The organism is Phyllobacterium brassicacearum (genome assembly GCF_003010955.1).
GTDB classification, from domain to species: Bacteria; Pseudomonadota; Alphaproteobacteria; order Rhizobiales; family Rhizobiaceae; genus Phyllobacterium; species Phyllobacterium brassicacearum.
The window spans coordinates 1-16,538 of sequence record NZ_PGGO01000019.1 but is presented as its reverse complement, the minus strand read 5'-3'; the positions used below and the strand labels follow the sequence as shown (position 1 = coordinate 16,538).

The 16,538-nt window shown below is 57.3% G+C and carries 16 protein-coding genes and 3 pseudogenes; 9 read left to right on the top strand and 10 right to left on the bottom strand.

Annotation, left to right across the window (positions count from 1 at the left end; all coding sequences use genetic code 11):
• Positions 1 to 102 precede the first annotated feature (102 nt).
• Both CU102_RS21220 and CU102_RS21215 read right to left on the bottom strand, forming a co-directional pair.
• The gene (locus CU102_RS21220; protein WP_106713097.1) at positions 103 to 1,194 is read right to left on the bottom strand and encodes an alkene reductase; all 1,092 of its coding nucleotides are present in this window, start codon (positions 1,192 to 1,194) and stop codon (positions 103 to 105) included.
• Positions 1,195 to 1,257: 63 nt separating this feature from the next.
• Complete coding sequence (locus tag CU102_RS21215) at positions 1,258 to 2,046, bottom strand: SDR family NAD(P)-dependent oxidoreductase (protein ID WP_106713167.1); 789 nt, start codon at positions 2,044 to 2,046, stop codon at positions 1,258 to 1,260.
• A 110-nt stretch (positions 2,047 to 2,156) separates the two neighbouring features.
• Between CU102_RS21215 and CU102_RS21210 the strand changes: the two genes are divergently transcribed.
• Complete coding sequence (locus tag CU102_RS21210; RefSeq protein ID WP_106713168.1) at positions 2,157 to 2,720, top strand: TetR/AcrR family transcriptional regulator; 564 nt, start codon at positions 2,157 to 2,159, stop codon at positions 2,718 to 2,720.
• A 301-nt stretch (positions 2,721 to 3,021) separates the two neighbouring features.
• Here CU102_RS21210 and CU102_RS21205 read toward each other — a convergent pair.
• The 4 genes and pseudogenes from CU102_RS21205 to hisD form a co-directional block, all read right to left on the bottom strand.
• A pseudogene (locus CU102_RS21205) lies at positions 3,022 to 3,962 on the bottom strand (NADP-dependent oxidoreductase).
• Positions 3,963 to 4,043: 81 nt separating this feature from the next.
• A complete protein-coding gene (locus tag CU102_RS21200) occupies positions 4,044 to 4,796 on the bottom strand; it encodes an IS6 family transposase (protein ID WP_425351587.1) in 753 nt (250 codons plus the stop codon).
• Between the two features lie 225 nt (positions 4,797 to 5,021).
• A pseudogene (locus CU102_RS21195) lies at positions 5,022 to 5,142 on the bottom strand (DDE-type integrase/transposase/recombinase); the annotation flags it as partial.
• 197 nt (positions 5,143 to 5,339) lie between these two features.
• Positions 5,340 to 6,638, bottom strand: coding sequence for a histidinol dehydrogenase (hisD, locus tag CU102_RS21190; protein WP_106713095.1), 1,299 nt, complete (start codon positions 6,636 to 6,638; stop codon positions 5,340 to 5,342).
• A 172-nt stretch (positions 6,639 to 6,810) separates the two neighbouring features.
• Here hisD and CU102_RS21185 point away from each other — a divergent pair, with 172 nt between their 5' ends.
• The 7 genes from CU102_RS21185 (at position 6,811) to CU102_RS21155 (ending at position 13,673) form a co-directional block, all read left to right on the top strand.
• On the top strand, positions 6,811 to 7,359 hold the full coding sequence (locus tag CU102_RS21185; RefSeq protein ID WP_106713094.1) for a cupin domain-containing protein: 549 nt from the start codon (positions 6,811 to 6,813) through the stop codon (positions 7,357 to 7,359).
• A 112-nt stretch (positions 7,360 to 7,471) separates the two neighbouring features.
• Positions 7,472 to 8,512, top strand: a complete 1,041-nt coding sequence (locus CU102_RS21180) for an ABC transporter substrate-binding protein (RefSeq protein WP_106713166.1) — start codon at positions 7,472 to 7,474, stop codon at positions 8,510 to 8,512.
• A gap of 123 nt (positions 8,513 to 8,635) precedes the next feature.
• Positions 8,636 to 9,703, top strand: coding sequence for an ABC transporter ATP-binding protein (locus tag CU102_RS21175; protein ID WP_106713093.1), 1,068 nt, complete (start codon positions 8,636 to 8,638; stop codon positions 9,701 to 9,703).
• Entirely contained in the window at positions 9,700 to 10,881 is a 1,182-nt protein-coding gene (locus CU102_RS21170) for an ABC transporter permease (protein WP_106713092.1), read from the top strand. Before CU102_RS21175 ends, CU102_RS21170 begins: the two co-directional genes overlap by 4 nt.
• Positions 10,878 to 11,666 (top strand): ABC transporter permease, encoded by a 789-nt coding sequence (locus CU102_RS21165; protein ID WP_106713091.1) that lies wholly within the window; start codon positions 10,878 to 10,880, stop codon positions 11,664 to 11,666. The genes CU102_RS21170 and CU102_RS21165 overlap by 4 nt, the downstream gene beginning before the upstream one ends.
• Before the next feature lie 258 nt (positions 11,667 to 11,924).
• Complete coding sequence (locus tag CU102_RS21160) at positions 11,925 to 12,755, top strand: isocitrate lyase/PEP mutase family protein (RefSeq protein WP_106713090.1); 831 nt, start codon at positions 11,925 to 11,927, stop codon at positions 12,753 to 12,755.
• A 60-nt stretch (positions 12,756 to 12,815) separates the two neighbouring features.
• Positions 12,816 to 13,673 (top strand): MBL fold metallo-hydrolase, encoded by an 858-nt coding sequence (locus CU102_RS21155; RefSeq protein WP_106713089.1) that lies wholly within the window; start codon positions 12,816 to 12,818, stop codon positions 13,671 to 13,673.
• Positions 13,674 to 13,851: 178 nt separating this feature from the next.
• Here the strand turns inward: CU102_RS21155 and CU102_RS21150 are convergent, their stop codons facing one another.
• Positions 13,852 to 14,304, bottom strand: a complete 453-nt coding sequence (locus CU102_RS21150) for a cupin domain-containing protein (RefSeq protein WP_106713088.1) — start codon at positions 14,302 to 14,304, stop codon at positions 13,852 to 13,854.
• A 105-nt stretch (positions 14,305 to 14,409) separates the two neighbouring features.
• Complete coding sequence (locus tag CU102_RS21145) at positions 14,410 to 14,859, bottom strand: VOC family protein (RefSeq protein WP_106713087.1); 450 nt, start codon at positions 14,857 to 14,859, stop codon at positions 14,410 to 14,412.
• Positions 14,860 to 14,927: 68 nt separating this feature from the next.
• Here CU102_RS21145 and CU102_RS21140 point away from each other — a divergent pair, with 68 nt between their 5' ends.
• Complete coding sequence (locus tag CU102_RS21140) at positions 14,928 to 15,524, top strand: TetR/AcrR family transcriptional regulator (RefSeq protein ID WP_106713086.1); 597 nt, start codon at positions 14,928 to 14,930, stop codon at positions 15,522 to 15,524.
• A gap of 213 nt (positions 15,525 to 15,737) precedes the next feature.
• Here CU102_RS21140 and CU102_RS21135 read toward each other — a convergent pair whose 3' ends face one another.
• Both CU102_RS21135 and CU102_RS21130 read right to left on the bottom strand, forming a co-directional pair.
• A complete protein-coding gene (locus CU102_RS21135; RefSeq protein ID WP_106713085.1) occupies positions 15,738 to 15,968 on the bottom strand; it encodes a hypothetical protein in 231 nt (76 codons plus the stop codon).
• A gap of 305 nt (positions 15,969 to 16,273) precedes the next feature.
• Positions 16,274 to 16,538 (bottom strand): annotated as a pseudogene (locus CU102_RS21130) (FAD-dependent oxidoreductase); the annotation flags it as partial.

The window sequence follows — 16,538 nt, the reverse complement described above, 5'->3', positions numbered from 1 at the left end:
TAGCAAGAGGGCTGGAGGTGCTGTCTGGCTTTTTTTCACTTCGCTCGCACTTAGAGCGGCAAACGCTGGTCGGGCCGCGCCTAAGCGCGGCACCAGAAGGGATCAGCGGCGACTTGCGGCTGCGATGGCGGGATAATCGGTATAGCCCGCGGCGCCCCCGCCATAGATCGTGGCAGGATTGATCTGCGCCAGCGGCGCACCGGTTTGCAGTCGATCCACCAGGTCGGGATTGGCGATAAAGGGCCGACCGAAGGCGAACAAGTCCGCCTTACCCTCGGTGAGGTACGACGTCGCAAGCTCAAGATCGTATCCGTTGTTGGCAATATAGGTGTTGCCGAAGCGGCGGCGGAGCGAGCCGAAGTCGAACGGCGTGACGTCGCGTGGTCCGCCCGTGGCGCCCTCGACGACATGAATGTAGACGATGCCCAAAGCATCGAGTTGATCGACGATGTAGTCAAACTGCGCTTGAGCGTCACTGCTCGAAACGCCATTGGCGGGCGACACGGGCGAAATCCGGATTCCGGTGCGCTCGGCGCCAATCTCCTCGACTACCGAAGCCGTAACCTCCAGCATCAGCCGGGCCCGGTTCTCGATCGATCCGCCGTACGCGTCCTTCCGGATGTTGACGCCGTCCTTGGCAAACTGGTCGAGCAGATAGCCATTGGCGCCATGAACTTCAACGCCGTCGAAGCCCGCCGCGACAGCGTTTGCGGCTGCTTTGCGGAAGTCGTCCACGATGCCCGGCAGTTCATCCAGTTCGAGCGCGCGCGGCTCTGAGACGTCGACGAAGCTGTTGTTGACGAACGTTTTGGTCTCGGCCCGGATCGCTGAGGGCGCCACTGGCGCAACGCCGTTCTCCTGGAGATCGACGTGCGAGACGCGCCCGACATGCCAAAGCTGCAGGAAAATCCGCCCGCCCTTGGCGTGCACAGCGGCGGTGACCTTGCGCCAGCCGTCGATCTGAGCTTGGGAATAGATGCCGGGCGTGTCCTGGTAACCCTGTCCCTGCTGCGAGATTTGCGTGGCCTCCGAAATCAGCAGGCCGGCCGACGCGCGCTGGCCGTAATACTCTGCGGTGAGATCGCCTGGAACGAAGCCCGGGCCAGCGCGATTGCGCGTCAGGGGCGCCATGATGATACGATTTGAGAGGGTCAGCGAGCCGAGAGTATAGGGCTCAAACAGCGTTTTTGTCATCCTGGGTCACCTTTGTTTGTCCCGCCGCGGCGGGGTCGTTTATCAGAATAGCTTCGTTGGTGCTCAGGCGACGGTGCGGTACCGCTCGGCCGGATGTTCGTTCCCATAGTTCGGAAGCATGGCCTGGCGCGCTGTCTCAAGCGCGTCCCATTGCCCGGCATCGGGAAGCGGCGGGATGGTCACCGGTTCGCGGCGGTCGAACCCGACCAGCGCCGCATCAACCAGATCGTCCACCTCCATCACGTTGGAGAGCGTGTTAACGTCAGCGCCGACGTGCTCCCATATCTCGGTTCGCGTCGTGGCGGGAAGCACGGCCTGGACGTAGACTCCCTTCGGCGCGAGCTCGAGGCTGAGCCCCTGCGACAGAAACAGAACGAAGGCCTTGGTTGCGCCGTAGACCGTCATGCCGAACTCCGGCGCCAGGCCGACCACGGAGCCAATGTTGACAATTGCTCCTTCGCCGGCCTTCGCAAGTCGCGGGGCGATGGCGCTGGCAAGCCGCAGAAGCGCGGTCGTGTTGAGCGCCACGAGCCGCGCCACAACATCGGTGCTCTGCTCGATAAAGCTTCCGCCGATGGCCGTTCCGGCATTGTTGACGAGGATCCCGATGCGGGCGTCATCGCGCAGCCTCGTCTCTACCGTCGCAAGGTCAGAAGGCTGCGTAAGATCAGCCTGAATGATGTCGATCGCCACGCCATTCTCCTGACCCAGACGGGTCGCCAAAGCCTCCATCCGTGCCACGTCACGGGCAACCAGCACGAGGTTGTGCCCGCGGCGCGCGAAGCGCTCGGCATAGGCAGCGCCGATGCCGGTGGAGGCGCCGGTGATGAGAACTGACGGAATGGTGGTCATGGCATTGCTCTTTTCTCTGATGGAACCTATATTCATGACGGTTGTCATGATTGCAACTAAATATGATGGCCATCATGTAAATGTCAATGGCACCAGCGGAGAATTTTGAAATGAAGGTGAGTCGAGAACAGATGGCGGAGAACCGCCGCCGGATTCTGGACGTTGCCAGTCGGCTGTTTCGCGACAAGGGGTTCGACGCCGTCAGCGTAGCGGAGGTGATGAAAGCCGCCGGGCTCACCCACGGCGGTTTCTATGGCCATTTCAGTTCGAAGGACGACCTGATCGCGCACACCCTTGCCCACGTCCTCGCTGCGGACGAGGGCGGAGGGGGCGATTTGCGCACTTATGTGGATTCCTATCTTTCACCCCGCCATCGCGACAACACCGCCGGTGGTTGCCCGACGGCGGGCTTTGCCGCGGACATCCGCCATCAGACCCCGGCTGCACGCTCGGCCATGACCGAAGGCCTTCGATCGCAGATCGACCGTATCGGCAAGGCGCTCCCGGAGTTGGATTCAGCAGACAGGCGACGCGCAGCGATAGGAAGCTGGGCAGCGATGGTGGGGGCAGTGATCCTCGCCCGGGCGATCAATGATCCCGCGCTTTCGGATGAGGTGCTGGAACAGACGCGTTTCTGGATCAATACCGGCATCAGCCAGGTGCCTACCAGCTAGGCGCCTGCGGCAGGAGTGCACTTGTCAAGAGCGTGTCGCTCGGCACTGAAATGTAAGAATGGGTGGTTTCAGTCGAGTTTGGCATTAAAAGGATGAGACTCCAGTGAACTCGAATCTCATGTGTGGAGCGGCCGTTTGGTGCAGAATTCTCAAAAAAACTGCTCGCTCTCAAATTAAGTGCAAAGCTAACTCGTTGAAACCATTGAGTCGGCATTCCATTATTAACTGCAGCGCGATACGAGCATCTGCGCCATGGGCGGACATCGAGCGAGGCCGTCTTCCTATAAAAACAAGGAAATTGCTATCTGACCTTGATGACGACCTTGCCCTTGGCACGTCCTGTTTCGACGTAAGCCAGAGCCTCATTGGTCGCTTCAAATGAAAAGACCCGATCGACAACCGGGCGGATCGCTCCGGATTCTATAAGGGACGTGATTTTGTTCAGCTGATCACCCTGCGCCCACATGAAAAGGAACGAAAATTTCACGCCACGGCGCTTGGCCTTGATCCGAATAGCGCGGCTCAATAGGCGCAGTATCAACCTCAGCCCCAGGTTCAGTCCCCGCTCCCTGGCAAATTCGGGATCCGGGGGGCCGGAGATGGAGATGAGCTTCCCACCCGGTTTCAGCACATTCAGGGATTTTTCAAGCGTTCTGGCGTCCTGGCTGTTCAAGACGACATCGTAGCCCGACAGGACTTTCTCGAAGTCATCTTTCCTGTAGTCGACGACGACATCGGCGCCGAGACCCTTGACCAGATCGGCACTCGCTGCGCTCGCTGTTGTCGCAACGGTCGCACCGAGCTGCTTTGCCAGTTGGATGGTGTTCCCACGCCGCCGGAGCCGGCCTGGATAAAGACTTTCTGGCCTTTCTTCATTTTGGCCTTGTCGAGCAGCACCTGCCAAGCGGTCAGGCCGACCAGCAGGATCGAGGCCGCCTCTTCCATGCTGAGGTTCTTCGGCTTCAGGGCGATGTCGGCTTCATTGATGGCGATGGATTCGGCGAACGTCCCTATCCGGCCATCGCGCGGCCGCGCGTAGACTTCGTCACCGGGTTTGAATTTGCGGACTTTTGTTCCAACCCGGACCACCATCCCGGCCACATCGTGGCCCAGGATGAAGGGTCGGCGATAGGGAAGGATGAGTTTAAATTCGCCTGTTCTTATCTTCGAATCCAGCAGATTCACCCCTGCAGCATGGACCTCGACCAAGACATCGTGGTCCTGAAGCTCCGGCTCCGGCATCTCGGCGAGCCGCAGAATGCCCTTTTTAGGTGCTGTCACCTTGTTTGAAGGACAGGCGGGTAGAGGCCCGTGCTGACAGTTTCAGACGATGTGTCCGCTGACGGCTTTCCACTGAGCCATGGCTTGCAGTCTGTGATTGCGAATTTGGTTGGCAGAAGATTTTGTGTGATCTGGAACGAAGAGATTGCGGACGGCGGAAAACAGCGAAACGAAATGCTGCAAGCTTCCGATTGAACGGAATCCCTGGCGCATATGCTCCCGTTTTCGAAACGGTACATGCGAATTCTCCGCTCGGTTGTTCAAGCCCTTGTGTGAGCGATGCTCGACACCCGGCATGACTTGACGCTTTGCCGCGCCATAGGAACGCAATTTATCAGTCACCATCCGTTTTGGGAGAAGGCCTTGCTTCTTCAAAAGACGGGTCAACAGGCGCCTGGCAGCCTTGGTGTTCCTGCGGTTCTGCACGATTTCGTCAAGGACATAGCCATCTTGATCGACCGCTCGCCATAACCAGCATTTCCTGCCATTGATCCGAACTGCAACCTCGTCGAGGTACCAGACATCATTGCCGGAAGGAGACTTTCGGCGAATGCGCCGGGCATAGTCGGGGCCATGTTTTCTGCCCCATCGGCGGATGGTCTCGTAGGAGACAGCGATCCCGCGCTCAAGCAGCATTTCCTCAACGTGGCGCAGGCTCAGCGGAAACCGATAATAGAGCCAAACAGCTCGGGCGATAATCTCTGGCGGGAACCGGTGGTTCTTGTAATGGGCGATGGGCTGGTTCATGCCGAAACCGTCTAGCGACAATCTCTTAAGCCAAAAACAATGTGACATCGCCGTCGACGGCAAGCAGATTTCAGGTTGGTTTGAACCCGCGTCGTGGACGGAGTGGCAATTTGCGGAAAATCTGGCGCTATCTGGCCTTGCCCATGATCGGGTTCGCCACCTTCGTCTTCTTCAACGCCTTGACGGTGGAAGCATTCACACCGGAACAGATGGCCGGAGCCTATGCCGTCAGTCATTTCGGCCACAATGATGTTGAAGTGAGGCGCGGCCTTACAAGCTTCCCGATGATCGGAAACCCTGCATTACTCGCTCCCGTTTTCGCAACGGCAGGTGCGAATTCTCCGCCCGATTGTTCAACCCTGTGTGACCGATGTTCAACGTCGGCCATGACCTCATTGCCAATCTTCATCACTTTGCTCATAACGCATTCACTTCAACCGATCATCGCGAACTTCGCCACTGCTACGAAATGGCGTGAGATCGCATGCGTGACGGCTACATAACTGCGCAATCAAAACCACCATTGTACCTGATCAGAATCAGCGCAAGGTTACAATGCCCCCGCCGAATGCCAACCCGGACGCTCTCGCGTCAGATAGTGGTTGGGTCTTCCTGGCTCAGTCGAAACGCCGCCGCCCGGCGGTGGCCCTCCATGCCCTCCGTGCGACTTTGCCGTACCGAAGGGGGAGCGACTGCGGCTACACCGCGCTCGTCGAGCCATTGGTGGGTGCACACCTTGACATAGGAACCCACCCAGAGACCTCCGGTGTAGCGTGCTGCGGCCATGGTCGGAAGCGTGTGGTTCGTCCCGCAACACTTGTCAGAATATACAACGCTTGCAAGTTTCCCGATGAAGAGAGAGCCATAATTGCGCAGTTTTCCGGCTGTGGAATGGGGATCGCGTGTGTGAACCTCGAGGTGTTCCGCCGCGATATGGTCGGAATACTGGATCATGGCGCTTTCATCAGCGCAAACCGCTATCTCACCATAGTCACGCCAGGCGACGCCGGCGACGTCGGCCGTGGGTAACGTTTCAAGTTGGCGTTCGACCTCCTTCAGAGTGGCCTCGGCCAGTTTTTGATCGGTTGTGATCAGACCGACGCGGGTCCTGACATCGTGCTCGGCTTGCGCCAGAAGATCGGTGGCGATCATCTCCGCGTCGCCAGATTCGTCGGCGACGACGAATATTTCGCTGGGTCCGGCCAATTGGTCGATCCCGACCTGGCCGAAAACTTGTCGCTTTGCCTCATTGACATAGGCGTTGCCTGGCCCGACGATCTTGTCGACGGCGGGAATGGTTTCAGTACCGAATGCCATAGCAGCAATGGCTTGCGCGCCGCCCACTTTGAAAATCCTGTCAGCACCCGACAAATGGCAGCCGGCAATCATGGCCGGATGTGCATTGGGCGGCAGGCAGGCAATGACCTGATCGCAGCCCGCGACCTTTGCCGGCACGATGGTCATGACGGGAGCAGACAGGATCGGATATCGGCCCCCGGGCACGTAGGCTCCAACAACCTCGATCGGAATGATCCGATGCCCGAGGTGCAATCCCGGAAGAGCGTCGAATTCGAGGGGAAGTATGGTTCGGAGTTGCGCTTCGGCGAACTCCTTTACCCGCTCAATGGCAAACTCCGTGTCTTTCCGGGTTTGAGGGTCGAGGTTGGCAACCGCTTCCAGACGATCCTCGAGACCCACTTCGAAGGCTTCAATATCCGCTCTGTCATAGGTGCGTGAGTATTTTCGTACTGCAGCGTCTCCTTGTGCGCGCACATTTGCAATGATGTCCTTCACGGTGGCCTCGATTGCCGCCAAGTCCGATACCGAGAGTAAGTTTGGCTGCTTGATATGCTTGATTTTGTCATCGAGTTGGTTGAAGCGGTTTGCCATTTGAATCTCTGGGTTGCTTGCGGCGCGAGGAATGTCATCACAATCGTGCACCTGCGGATTGACTGCAATTGCCTCTGTGCCCTCTGTTCAGTATATTCACCAAGGTGAAGGTCTTTCTGCACGTCCTGCGGCTATTGTTTCGAAGAGGGCACAAAAACTGGAGAAGGATCCCATGCCAAAGATTGGCCTCAAATTGAGGGAGATGCGGCGCAGGCGCGATTTAAGCGTCCGTGAGCTGGCGGCACGGTCCGGCATCTCACATTCCACCATTTCCTTGATAGAACGAGACAAGATGAGTCCGTCGATCGACACGTTGAGCGCGGTGCTGGACGCTCTGGGAACGACGCTGCCGGGGTTTTTCAGCGATCTTCAGTCGAGCCTGCCGTACACGCCATTTTATGGGGCAGAGGATTTGGTAGAGATCGGCAAGGCGGAAACAATCTCCTACCGTGTCATTGGCCTCAACCATCCCAACCGGCAACTTCTTATGCTGCACGAAACCTACGCGGTCGGTGCGGATACCGGAGAAGCATTCGCCCATGCCGCGCAGGAGGCGGGAATGGTGATAAGCGGAGCAGTCGAAGTGACGGTCGGGGGGCAGAAAAAGATCCTGAAAAAGGGCGATGGGTACTATTTCGACAGCCGGCTACCCCATTGCTTCCGCAATGTCGGCGAGGAGAGAAGCGAGATCTTGAGCGCGATAACTCCACCGACATATTGACTGGATGGGGTTCAATACGGTGATTTTAATCACCGCTTTGCTTAATCGGGCTTTCAATCAAGTCAAACTGTGATTTGTTAGCCTTTGTCATAGAAAAACAAGGGGAATGACAATGAAAATTCTGAACGCAACGTTGATTGCATGCGCGTTGGCCACCATCGGGGCCGCGGCGGCTGAAGCACGCGATCTGACGGTCGTGTCCTGGGGCGGTAACTACCAGGACGCCCAACGTAAGATCTACTTCGAACCCTTTGCAAAGCAGACCGGAAAGCCAGTGCTGGATGAAAGCTGGGATGGCGGGTACGGAGTCCTTCAAGCCAAAGTGAAAGCGGGCATTCCAAACTGGGATGCGGTTCAGGTTGAGGCCGAGGAACTTGCGCTTGGCTGCGCGGACGGCATTTACGAAAAGGTCGACTGGGACAAGCTTGGGGACAAGTCCAAGTTCTTGCCGGCCGCCGTAAGCGACTGTGGCGTCGGCGCGATCGTTTGGTCGACCGGAATTTCCTACGATGGCGACAAGCTCAAACAAGCACCAGGCTCGTGGGCCGACTTTTGGGACACCAAGAAGATTCCCGGCAAGCGCGGCCTGCGCAAAAGCGCGAAATACGCGCTTGAATTCGCCTTGATGGCGGACGGCGTAGCCGCCGATGAAGTCTACTCAGTTCTCGCCACCCCGGAAGGCGTCGACAGGGCCTTCAAGAAACTCGATGAGCTGAAGCCGAACATTGTCTGGTGGGAGGCCGGAGCACAGCCGCTTCAACTACTCTCTTCAGGAGAGGTGGTCATGACTACTGCTTATAACGGGCGCATCAGCGGTTTGAACAGATCCGAAGGCAAGCACTTCGGCTTTGTGTTTCCCGGCAGCATTTATGCGATCGACAGTTGGGTGGTTCTGAAGAACAGTCCGAACAAGGACGCGGCGATGGATTTCATCGCTTATGCCAGCAAGGCGGACAACCAGTCCAAATTACCGGAATACATTGCCTACGGACTACCTAACACCGAGGCAGGCAAGCTCGTGCCTGCAAAATTCCAGACTGAGCTTCCGACTTCGCCGGAAAACCTGAAGGGAGCGATTACCCTGGATGTCGATTTCTGGACCGACAATTCCGAGGCTCTGACGCAGCGTTTCAATGCCTGGCTCGCACAGTGAAGTTGTTGTGCAAGGGCGCTGAGACATCGGCGCCTCTGCACTCGCCGCTGTGACCGACAGGTTCGTGGTTTGTCGGAGCCGTCGCCGTTGCGCATTGTTTCCTGAAAGCTGAGGTGATCGACATTGAGTAATCCATTCATCCGCTTGGAGGATGTCAGCAAATCTTTCGGCCTCCTCACCGTTGTCGAGGGACTGAATCTTGAGATCGGTAAGGGGGAGTTCATCAGCCTGCTTGGCCCATCCGGTTCGGGCAAGACAACGATACTCATGATGCTTGCAGGTTTCGAGAATCCGACAAGCGGAGCAATCTGGGCAGGCGGCAAACGAATTGACAGTTTGCCACCGCACAGACGCAACATGGGTGTCGTTTTCCAGAATTATGCGCTCTTTCCGCACATGACAGTGTCCGAGAACGTGGCCTTCCCCTTGAAAATGCGCGGCCGCCCGGGTGCGGAGGTGACCGAGCGTGTGGGAAAAGCGCTCGATATGGTACAGCTTGGTTCACTTGCCGAACGACGTCCGTCACAGCTCTCGGGCGGTCAGCAGCAACGGGTTGCCTTGGCGCGTGCCCTGATCTTCGAGCCCGAAGTGGTCTTGATGGACGAGCCGCTCGGTGCGCTGGACAAGCAACTGCGCGAACAAATGCAATTGGATATCAGGGACTTGCATCGGCGGCTCGAGCTGACGATCGTCTTTGTGACACACGACCAGTCGGAGGCGCTGACAATGTCGGATCGCATCGCGATCTTCAACCGCGGACAAATCGAACAGATCGGCAAGCCCTCGGACATCTACGACCATCCGAGCACGCAATTCGTCGCGGAGTTTATCGGTGAGACAAATCTGGTCCGCGGTTCCGTGCAAAGCATCGAAGGTGGCACGGCCCGTGTCCAGTTGCCCGGCGGTCAGGAGGTCTTTATCGAAACGGCAACGGACCTCCGTCCAAACGGCAGTGTTTGCCTGTCGATAAGGCCCGAGCGGATCAAGGTGGGAGGACGGGAAGTCGCAGGCAATAAGATAACCGCCGCCATCTCCGACGTGGTCTATCACGGGGATCATTTGCGGCTGGTTGCGAGAAGTGACAGCCAGGCGCTTGTCGTCAAGACGGACCGCAGCCAACCGACGCTCTCAATTGGTGAAGAGGTGCAACTTTCATTTTTGCCGTCCGATTGCTGGGTGGTCCGCCCATGAATCCGCCAAGACGCAGCAAACAGGTGATTTCGCTAGTGCTTGTTGCGCCGCTGTTGTTGTTCCTTGTTTTCTTTTTCGCGTTTCCGCTCGTCACGATGATGAGGTCCGCGGTTTCCGATCCCGTGGCGGCACGCGCGCTTCCTACCACCGCCCGTGCGGTTTCGAGCTGGGATCGCGTCAGCCCTCCAACCGATGAAATGAAGGCTGCCTTCGTAGCCGACCTGCGCCAGATTGGCGACGACCAATTGTTCGGGGATTTGGTTCGGCGGTTGAACAGCGCGAAGTCCGGCTTTCGAACCTTGATGTCGAAAACACGTACAGCCGCTTCGGAAACCGACGGAAACATCGATCTCATCGCGTTGGACAAACGATGGGCCGATCCCTCCTATTGGCAGGCTGTCAGCGTGGCGGCATCCTCGACCTTTACAGACCGCAACCTTCTGGCGGCGGTCGATCTGCAACGGGACGCGTCCAGCGCAATCACCGCGCTTCCTGCGGATGCTTCGGCGAACAAAGTCATCATGCTCCGGACGTTTGTGATGGCTTTGACGGTAACGGTGGTGTGCGTCTTGATCGGACTGCCGTTCGCGATGATCGCTGCCTCGGTCGACGGCTGGAAGCGGCAGTTGTTGCTGGGCGCAGTGCTGTTGCCGCTCTGGACGTCCCTCCTGGTGCGTACCGCCGCCTGGTTCATTCTGTTGCAGGACAGAGGCCTGATCAATTCAGTCTTGATGCAATTGGGCGTGACATCCGGCCCGGTGCCACTGATTTTCAACCGGATCGGCGTCATCATCGCCATGACCCACATTCTCCTTCCCTTCATGGTGCTTCCAATCTTCAGCGTGCTGATCGGCATCCCCAAAAATCTGATGCCGGCCGCGGCGTCGTTGGGGGCTCATCCCGTCAGGGCATTCCTGTATGTCTTGCTGCCGCTCGCACTGCGCGGCGTCGTTTCTGGTTCGCTTCTGGTATTCATGAGCGCCCTCGGTTACTACATTACGCCCGCGCTGATCGGCGGTGCGAGGGATCAGATGATCAGTTCGGTAATCGCTTATTACGCCACCGGCGCGGCGAACTGGGGAATGGCAGGGGCACTTGGACTGGTACTCCTGGCGGCCACGATGATCCTTTATGCAATTTATCTTCGGCTTTCGTCAGAACGGGAGGTGCGCCCGTGAACGTGCTGCGTTTCTCGAAACTCCTCTTCGGCTCCGCCACCGTTTTCTTTCTGATCGCACCGTTGATCGCCATCCTGCCGCTCGCCTTTACCGACAGCGTGTTCCTCAACTACCCCATACCGGGGTATTCGACACGGTGGTTCGAAGAGCTGTTCACCGCCAGCGTATGGCAACGGTCGATCGTCAACAGCCTCATCATCGGGTGCGGTACCACCTTGCTGGCGACGATCCTTGGGACGGTTGGTGCTCTCGGACTTCGCGACAGGCAGCTTTCGCCGGTTCTAACGACCATCAAGACGATTTTTCTCCTGCCAATGGTGGTTCCGGCGGTGGTGCTGGGCGTCGGCATGCAGCTGATGTTTGCGCGATACGGTCTGACAAACACCTATCTCGGGGTGATTATCGCCCACACGGTGGTGGCCGTGCCCTTTGTCGTCGTCAACGTCCTGGCCGTCCTGCAAGGGATCGATCGCCGGTTGGAGCAGGCGGCAGCCAGCCTCGGCGCAACGCCCGTTACGGTGCTGAAACAAGTCACCTTGCCGCTGGCGCTCCCCGGCATCGTGTCTGGAGCAATTTTCGCCTTCGCGACGTCGTTGGACGAAGTTGTGCTGACGCTGTTCGTGGCAGGCCCCAACCAGCGGACGCTCGCACGGCAGATGTTTTCGACGATACGGGAAAACATCAGTCCCGCAATCGCTGCGGCGGCCTTCGTTTTCATTCTCGGGACGATCTTGATCGCGATCGTTCTAAAGTTTTCGCGAGGGGCCAAACAGGCCAATATATAACCACTTGTTGGCAAGGTAGATTTGTTACGAATTCGTCTACAGCTGGGAATGTTGATCAATGTCTGATGACGGTTGGCCGTATGCCAGAGGTTAGAAACGGCAATTGATTGGGGATGAAGAGTTGAGAAAATCCTCGGGGTTCTCGACCTAAGATCAACTTCGCACGCTCGAATCTAGCGAAACGTTTTTGGTGCTGCGTTCCCTTTTTGTTCGTTGCGTGTTAACACGCTCTTTATCGCTTTTTGACCGGAGGGGAGCATGCCAAGTCAAACGACAAAGTATCAGGTGTTTCGCGAGTTGCACGATCGGCCGGGGGCTTTTGTAGTTCCCAACCCTTGGGATGCTGGCTCCGCCCGAATTCTGACCGCTCTCGGTTTTGAAGCGTTGGCCACCACAAGCGCCGGATTTGCCTTCACCATAGGGCGCCGGGACTCGGCCGCCGCCCTCCCGCGCGAGGCCATCTTGCTGAATGCACGGAGCATCGTCGAGACGACAAACCTGCCTGTTTCTGCCGATTTGGAGGACGGATTCGGGGCAGACCCGGCATGCTGTGCCATGACAGTCTCTCTGGCGTCGGAGATTGGTCTTGTGGGTGGGTCAATCGAGGACGCCACCGGCAATCCGACAGACCCGATTTTCGACTTTACTCTTGCCGTGGAACGGATAGCCGCTGCCGCCGAGGAGGCGCGCAAGCATCCATTTATTCTGACCGCACGTGCCGAGAACTTCCTGCATCGGCGGTTCGACCTTGATGATACAATCCGCCGTCTTCAGGCCTTCGAGAAATCAGGCGCCGACGTCCTTTATGCGCCGGGCTTGCCGAGCCTCGATGCAATCCGGACCGTGTGTTCTTCCGTCAACCGTCCGGTAAACGTCGTGATGGGGCTTTTAGGCCCAGTCTTTACTGTCCGGGAACTGAGCGAGGCGGGTGTCAAGAGGATCAGCGTTGGCGGCTCGTTTGCGCGGGCAGCACTTGGAGGGCTCATGCGCGCTGCACGGGAGGTCAGGGATTCCGGCACTTTTACGTACGCCGAGGAAGCAATGTCTGCCCGAGAGGCGGAATCCTTTATGCTGGAGACGGAGCGATGACTGGACGGCTGCGACTGCAGTTCGAGTCATTTTCAAGTATGACGTGCACAGGAGACGAAGTTGTTACCTATTCCAAAGTTTTCTGATTTTCGAGAGATCGCTGCGGGCGACGATTGGTTCAAAGTGTATGAAATTACGCCCGATCTCTATGCTATAAGCGAACAGAGCCATTATGAATCGACGTTGATCAGCCTAATGATTGGCGATACCGGAGCCATTCTCGTCGATACGGGATGTGGCATTGGCGATCTAAAGAAGGTGGTGGGTAGGATCACTGACAAGCCCATCCTGGTTGTAAATACCCACACTCATCTCGATCACCTCGGCAGCAATCGCGACTTCGACGAGATAATGATGTTCGATCATCCACTTTCGCGTCAAGTTTCGGAGTTTGGAGCTTCTTCAGAGCAACTGGCCAAGGAGATTCTGGCGGACAATCTTTTTGAAGGCCCGCGGCCAACAGGTTTTAAAGATGTTGATTGCAGGATCCCGCCGTTCAAAGTCGCACGATGGTTGAAAGATGGTGATTGCATTGAATTTGGCGGTAAGCGTCTGTCAGTTTTGCATACCCCTGGGGAAGCACCAGATCATATATGCCTGCTGAACGCAGAGGACCGAATACTGTTTAGCGGTGACATAATTCTAGCAGGAGCGGTGTGGACTCATCTTGATGGCGGATCTTTGAATGATCTGGCTGCGAGCTATGAAAGACTGATGCGCTATCGGAGCGATTTCGAAATGATCATGCCCAGCCACAATGTTCCGTGGATTAGAGGAGATTATCTGCCTGCAATCAGGCACGCAGCAAATCAGGTTAATTCGGGAGAAGCGGCTTGGGAGTTGGTGGGTGATCCCTGGGGTCGTACCCTGCGGAAGTATCCGTTCGACAGCTTTTCGTTTATCACCAAGGCTGCGTAGCGTTGAGGATGAAGGTCCCTATTTTTTTGGCTCCCGAGAAGTGGCGCAGCATGGCAATACGCCGATCGTTACCGCGGCTGATCGGACGATCAGCCGCATATCGCGCCGGTGAGATGTCATTTCTGGATGGCGCCGCGCGAGCTTTCCGACAAGGGTCAAAGACAGCGTGGTGCTTTTCCTAAGCCTCCTTTTGGGCGGCGAACCATGCTGAAATCTTTGGCATATTGCGCTCAAACCCACCGGGAATGAAGAGGTTGAGCAGCCTCGCGGCCTTTTCTCCGTTGTTTCGGAAATCGTGAACGACGCCGGCTGGTATTCGTAGGAAGGTCCCCGGCTGGAAGCGCCGCCAGCATTCGCCAACCAGTACCTCAGGCGCGCCTTCGAGCACATAGAAAACCTCGTCATTTTCGTCGTGTTTGTGCTCGCCAACACCTTGCAGACCCGACTCGAGGATCCATTCGGAAACAGAATAGGCTCCATCCGTATCGGCTTCATCAGCCTTGAATATGCCTGTGAGCCGGCCAAGATCATAGCGCCGCCCTTCTTCCCGTTGCAGAAAAATGACGTCCCGGCTACTGCGCTGCGCATTGTCATCCCGTACGCTTTGCTTTGAGAGAGATCGCCGTGCCACCTGTCACCCCCATTATTTGATTACACCGTGCTATCTGGACATGACATTTGGGCAAATCACGTTTTTGAAGGCCGCATTCTTTCTGTTAATTTCGGTCGGACGCGTTCATGCCCCTGTCTCCTCATTCCAGCGGCGCTGCATTTCTTCCGGCTCCACATTTTCGATCTTCTGTGAAAGCATCCAACGATGGCCAAATGGATCGACGATCATGGCGACGCGCTCGCCATAACCTTGTTTTGCGGCGGCACGGAGAATGACAGCCCCCGCACCGACTGCCTGGGCAAGATCGGCATCGACCGAGCGGGTTGCGAGGTAGAAGGTTACGGGAGAGCCGCCAATCGTGTCTGGGCTCAGCGCGCCAAAGTCCGGATACTCGTCGGCGATCATGACCGTACTTTCGCCAATTTTGAGCTCCGCATGACCGATACGACCGTCATGTGGGTCGGTCATCCTGAAAAGCTCCTCGGCGTCGAAGGCCCGGCGATAAAAATCGATCGCTTCCGGAGCATTCTTGACGATGAAATAGGGCGTCAGCGATGAAATAGAGGTGGACATGGCAGCGCCTTGCAGTGAAGTGTTAATTACGTTACGTTACGTTTCATAATAAAAAGAGTCAAGAGCACATGAGCCCACCACGACGGCCCGGAAGACCACCAAGCCAGTTAGCCCGCACGAAGATTCTGAAGACGGCGCACGACATGCTGATCAAGGACGGATTTGGCCGGTTGACTGTCGAGGCCGTTGCGGCGCAATCCGGGGTGGGCAAGCCGACGATCTACAGGCAGTGGGCGAACGCTTCCGAGCTCGCCATGGCCGCCCTGATGTCGGGAGGTCCGGTCAAGCTCGAAGAAAGTGGGACAAATTTGCGATCGGCGCTCACGGCACAGATGCGATCTCTGGTCCAGGCCTTCGCGACGACTAGAGGTCGCCAAATCACCATGACGCTCGCCGCCGCCGACCCCGAAAGCGAATATACCAAGGCTTTCCGCAATCAGGTCATCCTGTCGAGCCGCGAGGCAGGTCGGGCCTTGTTGCAGGAGGCAACTGTGCGGGGAGAGGTCACCCTGCCGCAAGATGTCGAGGTGCTGCTCGACATGATTTATGGACCGGTGTATTACCGGCTGCTCGTAGGGCATCGCCCCCTCGATGCTGGCTTTGCCGAGAGCATCGTTGCGATTGCCTTGGATGCCGTGGCGAACGCGGACAGAAAGCCACGCTAACGGGAGAAAATTCGCCAGCTGCCGAGCCTGCCAGGTATTCCCAAGAAGACTTCGCAGGCGGGGTTTATCGCCTGCATGAGCCAGCTTTGCTTGCACAGTCATACGCATCGGAGGATCAGAAAATAGTCTTTCGATAGTCAACGATTTTGTACAGCCGGAATCTCACCCTGCTGCGTTGGCGTCATGATCGGACATCCCCTCCGGCAAATCCGTTTAGCTCGACCTCATCCACGCCGCTTTCTTGCGCCGATAAGCGGTCGGAATTCCCGCCTTGGCATGCGCTAGTGCCAATGTTTCGAGCCATCTGGCAAGTTGTGGCGGAATGGGTTCTCGCCCTTCGGCCCATTCCTTCACCAATACCGGCTCGCATTCGAGAATTTCGGCGAGCGTTTCTCTCGACCAAAACAGATAGGCGAGGCATTCCAAGAAGCGTGGTGGCGTCATCGTAGTTCCTGACGAGAGATTTTGATGAACTGAATCCAAGCTGACGCTGAACAAGAAACCGAGCGACAATTACGCTTAGTTTCGCACAAAGTAACGGCCGCAGTGATGAAGTCTTCGTTCGGGATTAGGTATTCGCGGCCGTCACGCGTCACCACTGAGACAAACCGCGACCGCGGACGTTCTTGTTATCGGCGGGGGGCTCGCAGGCGGACAGTCTCCGCGGCGCGTGAGGCGGGAGCGTCTGTCATACTTGCCGATCGGTGTCACGGCGACCGCTAGACCCGGCCACTGCGGATAGGTCGCGATCACACAGATGATTGTTCGCGCCACCAATCCTGTGCTTGCAGTTTCCAGTAGGTGAGTTGCGCAGCGGACAAGCCGGCGAGGCCTCCAGCCCACACAAGACCGAACGGCTTGAACAATTCATAGCGATCGGACTCCCCGAGGATCGCCTCAGCGATCACCTTACCGCCAATCGCTGTCGTGTTCAGTCCATGACCTCCAAATGCCGTGCAGTACCACACATCCGAGTGCAGTTGCCCAATCTGGGGCATGAGATGTCGTGCATAT

Coding starts and splice junctions, on each gene's coding strand:
- CU102_RS21220 (WP_106713097.1), bottom strand. CDS start 1,194: ATGACAAAAACGCTGTTTGAGCCCTATACTCTCGGCTCGCTGACCCTC.
- CU102_RS21215 (WP_106713167.1), bottom strand. CDS start 2,046: ATGACCACCATTCCGTCAGTTCTCATCACCGGCGCCTCCACCGGCATC.
- CU102_RS21210 (WP_106713168.1), top strand. CDS start 2,157: ATGAAGGTGAGTCGAGAACAGATGGCGGAGAACCGCCGCCGGATTCTG.
- CU102_RS21200 (WP_425351587.1), bottom strand. CDS start 4,796: ATGTCACATTGTTTTTGGCTTAAGAGATTGTCGCTAGACGGTTTCGGC.
- hisD (WP_106713095.1), bottom strand. CDS start 6,638: ATGGCAAACCGCTTCAACCAACTCGATGACAAAATCAAGCATATCAAG.
- CU102_RS21185 (WP_106713094.1), top strand. CDS start 6,811: ATGCCAAAGATTGGCCTCAAATTGAGGGAGATGCGGCGCAGGCGCGAT.
- CU102_RS21180 (WP_106713166.1), top strand. CDS start 7,472: ATGAAAATTCTGAACGCAACGTTGATTGCATGCGCGTTGGCCACCATC.
- CU102_RS21170 (WP_106713092.1), top strand. CDS start 9,700: ATGAATCCGCCAAGACGCAGCAAACAGGTGATTTCGCTAGTGCTTGTT.
- CU102_RS21160 (WP_106713090.1), top strand. CDS start 11,925: ATGCCAAGTCAAACGACAAAGTATCAGGTGTTTCGCGAGTTGCACGAT.
- CU102_RS21145 (WP_106713087.1), bottom strand. CDS start 14,859: ATGTCCACCTCTATTTCATCGCTGACGCCCTATTTCATCGTCAAGAAT.
- CU102_RS21140 (WP_106713086.1), top strand. CDS start 14,928: ATGAGCCCACCACGACGGCCCGGAAGACCACCAAGCCAGTTAGCCCGC.
- CU102_RS21135 (WP_106713085.1), bottom strand. CDS start 15,968: ATGACGCCACCACGCTTCTTGGAATGCCTCGCCTATCTGTTTTGGTCG.